Below are 5,237 nucleotides of genomic sequence, written 5' to 3'. Positions count from 1 at the left end.
GTGGCCAGGGGCGGCGGCTCATCCGATACGCTGCTAATGGGCACGCCGCTGGGGGGCAGCACAATTACCCCGCTGTTGTTGCGCAGGGCACGCCAGTCGGGGCTGGTGGGGCCAAGTTTGAGGGTAATGCGGGTAGAAGGAGGACTCGTCTGCTGCTGGGCGACATCCCAGGCGATGATGCTGTAGCGGTAGTTGGGCAGGTCGTCGGCCCCGAGGGTGCTGGCGACGGTAGTGTTGGGCAGGTCGATGATGGCAAAGCGATTGTCAGCATTGTCGTTAGTGAACTGCACCGTGGGCGTGGGGGCGGTGCCGCTCATTCTCATTAAAAAGCCATCGCCCGTCGTGACGACGCCTGTGAGGGTGGCCGCTGCTCCGGTGCCGGTATTGCCGTCAACTCGATTGGCCGTTGCTGTCGGGGCTGGAATCGCACCGTTAGGGGGAGCCGCTCCCTGACTGGGGGCAGGCAGCTGCACCGCCCACTGGTTTGGACGAATGCCCTGCACCCGCACATCTTGAGGGTTGAGGCTGTAGCCGGGGGCGACTTCAATTACTAAGCGGGCGGTTTGGCGATCGAACTGGCCAGCCCGCACTTCACGAATGGCACCGCCTACAGTCTGACTGGTGCTGGTGCTGCCCAGCTGTGTGTTGGGCAGGTCAATCACAATGCGGGTTGGGTTGACCAGCAGCTGCGCCTGGGGCTGCACCTCGCCGTCGGTCGTAAACACCAGTTGATTGGTTTGGGCATCAAACCACCAGTACTGCAAGGTGGCCGCCCGAACTGGGGCCGCTACCACCAGAGCACCCAACGCTGCTAACGCTCCCGAAGTGAATCCTGAGGTGAGCCATTTTGACTCCATAAGCACGACCAGAACACGATCAAGACATAAACCACACGACAGTATAACGATGGTGGCCAAAGTAGCATCCGTAGGCCGCCGATTCTAACGAAAAATTCTGCAAAGGAGGTGCTAGTATGGGCGTACCAAATCCCCCCTACCATGCTCGACCTGATGAAGCTGGCCCGGCAGATGCAGGGCATTAGCCAGCACCTGAGCCAGGAGGCTGCCGCCGCCCAAGAGCGAGTTACAGCGGCTCGACGGCTGCTGGCGATCGCCGCAACCCGCCAGGCCGATCTAGTCACTCAGGCCGAAACCTGGGGCGATCGCGCCCCCTTTACCGCCGCCCAGCCCACCGAATCCCTGAGCCTTCGCACCGCCATAGCTGCCGCCCCCGAGGCCCACACGGTGCTGGCTACCGATGGGTCGCAGATTTCCCCCAGCCACCACGAGATTGCCTACTGCTACTTAATTAATGTAGGCCGGGTGGTGCTGCACTATGGCCAGAGCCGATTCCCATTGCTCGACAGCCTGCCGGAGGTGGTGTACCGCGCCGAAGATCTTTACTTATCGCGCCAGTGGGGCATTAGCACCGAAGAGTGGATGGGCCACCGCCGCACGATCGCCGAGGCAATTGTGCTGGCGGAACTGGGGGAAGCCGTTCACGATAGCTTAATAGTTTCCGGTTCCGAACCAGAACCAGTGCCGGTGTTGGCCCTAGTCGACGGGTCGCTGATCTACTGGTTTTTGGAGGCGCTGCCTGCTGAGGCCCGCGATCGCATTCTGCCCCCCATTCTCGACGCGTGGGAGCGGCTGCGACGGCAAAACATTCCCCTGGTGGGCTATCTCAGCGCCAGCCGCAGCGGTGAGGCGATGAACTTTTTGCGGTTTGCCGCCTGCCCGTTTTTGCAACCTGATTGCCAAACCCACTGTAGTAATAGCGGCGGTAGCGATGACAGAGGTCAGGCCGACCGTGCCCCTTGCGGTCGATTCTTGCCGCTGCGAGACGCCACCTTTTGGGCCACTGAGCTAGAGCCTGGGCAGCGCAGCCCCTTCTGGCGCAGCACGGCCAGCATTTTGGAGTTGTACGCTGCTGAGCACCGGGTGTATTTTTGCTACTTGAATGTTGGCCCGGAGGTGGCGCGGGTAGAAGTGCCCCAGTGGGTGATGGCGAACGAGGCCCTGTGCGAAATGGCGCTCAGCATGGTGCTAACCCAGGTGCAAAAAGGCTACGGGTATCCGGTAGCTTTGGCTGAAGCCCACAATCAGGCGGTGGTGCGGGGGGGTGATCGCACCCGCTTTTTTGCCCTACTTGAGCAAGAAATGATCCGCGCTGGGCTTAAGAATGTCGGCACCTCCTACAAAGAAGCCCGCAAGCGCGGCAGCATCGCCTGAGCCTAGTACTCTGTGGCATAAGTTTAGATACTATTCTCCGGGGGCTAGGGAGCAGGGGGGCTAGGGAGCCAAGCAATTCGGAATGGTGGGCATATTTCAGCCGTCGAGTACTAGTCGTTAAAAGTCTTCCCGCAGCAGATCTCACTTGGATAAAGCTGCAAGATTGGCGACCATATCCTCAACGGTCTTGAAATATTTAGCAGCATGCTATGGATAGATTTGGAGGTTAGCCATAGCAATTTTCTATGGTTCCTGGGCGAGCTAGATAGTCGTTTGGATGGCTTAATTTTGGCTGCGCTTATCGACTTCTGCCAGCACAATGATTACTGTAATGTCATGTTGAACAAGTAAACGCTGTAGCCAGATATACAGTCAGCTCTAAACTCTATAGCCCTTTTTATTCAAGGCTTTACGGCCTCAGAGTTACCTTTAGACAGATTCAACGAAACAATGAAGAGTACCCTTGGTCAGGCACACTTTAGCTCCGTCGAAGTATATCTTTTGAAGTAGGGCTAGCACAATGACAGAGAGATTAGATTGTGAATCTAGTACGCTAATCCAGCATTTGAATCAGTACGTAGTCTAAATACCGAGCAGCATTTCGGAATAGGATGCTGACAGGGTGTAGTAGACGGTGGTTTTTGCAGGCTGGAGTTAGTTTGCGTCTAGGTTCACCGTCGCTAGCGATCGAATTAAAGCCCCTATGTCGATGCGTACCCTTGTCATGCCCCCTCAGCCCCCTGACTCGCTCTCCCAGGGCGACCCAAACGGTGATCCTGCCGCCTTTGAACTGGTGGATATGACTACCGCCCTCAACCGCTCTGCCGATGCAGCCTCAGCTCGTTCGGCCCCGTCCCGCACTCCTAAATGGGGCTGTAGCCAGGTGCTAACTGGCCACAGCAGCTGGGTGCGATCGATCGCGGTGAGTGCCGACGGCAACTTTATTATCAGCGGCAGCGGCGACAAAACCGTGCGGGTATGGAACCTAGCCACCGGCCACACCATGCAGGTGATCAACAACCACCTGGCCTGGGTCAGGGCGGTCGCCGTTAGCCCCGATCGCACCTGCTTTGCCAGCGTCAGCAATGACAACATTATTCAGCTATGGGATTTCACCACGGGGGAGGCCCTGGGCCAGCTAGAAGGCCATACCAACTGGGTGCGGGCTGTGGCCTTTAGCCCCAGCGGCAAGTACCTGTTCAGCGGCGGCCAGGACCACAAAATCTGCGTCTGGCGGCTCAGCGATCGCGCCCTTATCCATCAATTTAACGGCCATACTCATTGGATCCGTGCGATCGCTGTCAGTCCCGATGGCACCACCCTGATCAGCGGCAGCCAGGATAAAACCCTGCGCCTGTATCGGCTCAAGGGTAAAGGCAGCAACCATGTGCTGACAGGCCACACAGCCGAGATACTCGCGGTAGCTGCTAGCCCCAACAACTGGTTACTAGCCAGCGCCAGCGCCGACTGCACCGTGCGTTTTTGGAAGCTCAACAGCGGCCGCCAAACCACTTGCTTTAAAGCTCATCCAGCCCAGGTCAACAGCATTGCCTTTAGCCCCGACGGTCAGCTGCTAGCCACCGCCAGCAACGACAGTACCATTCGCCTGTGGGACATGCAGCAGGGTCGTCTGGTATCAATTTTGCAGGGCCATGAGGGCTGGGTGTGGGGCGTAGATTTTGCCCCCGATGGCAAGACTCTAGTCAGCGCCGGGTGGGACGGCACTGTTCGCATTTGGCAACAAGAGGAGTAGCGCTAAGTCGATTCAGCACCCATCGTTTTTTTAGAGCCTGCTGCCCTATGGCGACGACCTGACCCGGCTGGTGGTAGCGCTGGTGCTATGAGCCCGCGATCGCGCGCACGTACTCGCGACGCATGGTGGCGATCGCATCGATCGAGATTCCCTTGGGGCACACTGCCTGACATTCACCGTGGTTAGAGCAGTCGCCAAAGCCCTCAGTCGCCATTTGGTCACCCATCGCCAGCACCCGCCCCTGCCGCTCTGGGTGGCCCTGGGGCAGCTGGGCCAGGTGAGCCACTTTGGCTGCGGTGAACAGGGAGGCTGAGGCATTGGGGCAAGCGGCAACACAGGCTCCGCAGCCGATGCAAGTGGCATAGTCAAAGGCCATATCGGCGCTGGCTTTAGCCACCGGGATAGTGTTGGCCTCGGGGGCCGACCCAGTCTTCACCGAAATGTAGCCGCCCGCCATGATGATGCGATCGAGCGCCGCCCGGTCGACCACCAGGTCTTTGATCACCGGAAACCCCTTGGCTCGCCAGGGTTCAATCGTGATTTCGTCGCCATCCTCAAAGTGCCGCAGGTACAACTGGCACGTCGCCGTTTGAGGCAGTCCACCGTGGGCTTTACCGTTGATCATGACGCCGCACGAGCCGCAGATGCCTTCGCGGCAGTCGTGGTCAAACTCCACCGGGTTAGCTCCGGCATGAATGAGTTGCTCGTTAAGTACGTCAAGCAGCTCTAAGAACGACATATCGGGGTGGGCATTGTCTACGGTATGAGTCTGAAACTGGCCGGGGGTATCGGCATCGGCCTGACGCCAGACCTTGAGGTGAAGTTGCATAGGGGTGGGGTAAACGGCCTACCTATAGTGTAGCGATTGCAGGGGAAGGGTTTAAGGTTTGAGGTTCAGGGTTTCAGGTGCAGGCCGACCTTACGCCTACAGCCCTAAACCTTACATTCCATCTCCCCCTAAATGGTATAAATCAGGCAGTCTATTGAACGGTTATGGCTAAGGGTAAGTCTAAATCAGGGGCAGGTTCTGGACCCGGTTCGGGGGCAACCGACCGCCACGTCTACCGCGAGTTTGGCCCCGCCGACCCAATGGCGCGGGGGGTGCCCGATCGCCCTCCCCATCAGCAAACGGTGCGGGTGCAGGTCAGCCGCAAGGGGCGCGGCGGCAAAACCGTGACGGTAATCACAGGCTTTCAGCACACGCCCGACTCGCTGGCGGCTTTGGCCAAGCAGCTCAAGGCTCAGTGCGGTAC

5 protein-coding genes are annotated in these 5,237 nt (G+C 58.7%); 3 read left to right on the top strand and 2 right to left on the bottom strand.

The genetic code is table 11. The features are described from left to right. On the bottom strand, positions 1-857 hold an 857-nt coding region (locus IQ273_RS30010; RefSeq protein WP_194026762.1), incomplete at its 3' end, for an AMIN domain-containing protein. Positions 858-998: 141 nt separating this feature from the next. On the opposite strand from IQ273_RS30010, the gene IQ273_RS30005 reads away from it, so the two are divergent. Together IQ273_RS30005 and IQ273_RS30000 are read left to right on the top strand one after the other, a co-directional pair. Further along, the gene (locus IQ273_RS30005) at positions 999-2,231 is read left to right on the top strand and encodes a DNA double-strand break repair nuclease NurA (protein ID WP_194026761.1); all 1,233 of its coding nucleotides are present in this window, start codon (positions 999-1,001) and stop codon (positions 2,229-2,231) included. A gap of 709 nt (positions 2,232-2,940) precedes the next feature. After that, positions 2,941-3,984 (top strand): WD40 repeat domain-containing protein, encoded by a 1,044-nt coding sequence (locus IQ273_RS30000; RefSeq protein ID WP_194026760.1) that lies wholly within the window; start codon positions 2,941-2,943, stop codon positions 3,982-3,984. Between the two features lie 85 nt (positions 3,985-4,069). Here IQ273_RS30000 and IQ273_RS29995 read toward each other — a convergent pair whose 3' ends face one another. Next, positions 4,070-4,813 (bottom strand): succinate dehydrogenase/fumarate reductase iron-sulfur subunit, encoded by a 744-nt coding sequence (locus IQ273_RS29995; RefSeq protein WP_194026759.1) that lies wholly within the window; start codon positions 4,811-4,813, stop codon positions 4,070-4,072. Between the two features lie 164 nt (positions 4,814-4,977). Between IQ273_RS29995 and IQ273_RS29990 the strand changes: the two genes are divergently transcribed. Further along, positions 4,978-5,237, top strand: a 260-nt coding sequence (locus tag IQ273_RS29990; protein ID WP_194026758.1) for a translation initiation factor, incomplete at its 3' end; no start/stop codon positions are given.

This window comes from Nodosilinea sp. LEGE 07298 (assembly GCF_015207265.1).
GTDB lineage: Bacteria > Cyanobacteriota > Cyanobacteriia > Phormidesmidales > Phormidesmidaceae > Nodosilinea.
This window is presented reverse-complemented; position numbering and strand designations above follow the sequence as displayed.

Bases quoted from the DNA above. Each gene is read 5' to 3' on its own strand.
- IQ273_RS30000 (WP_194026760.1), top strand. From the start codon at position 2,941: ATGCGTACCCTTGTCATGCCCCCTCAGCCCCCTGACTCGCTCTCCCAG.
- IQ273_RS29995 (WP_194026759.1), bottom strand. From the start codon at position 4,813: ATGCAACTTCACCTCAAGGTCTGGCGTCAGGCCGATGCCGATACCCCC.
- IQ273_RS30005 (WP_194026761.1), top strand. From the start codon at position 999: ATGCTCGACCTGATGAAGCTGGCCCGGCAGATGCAGGGCATTAGCCAG.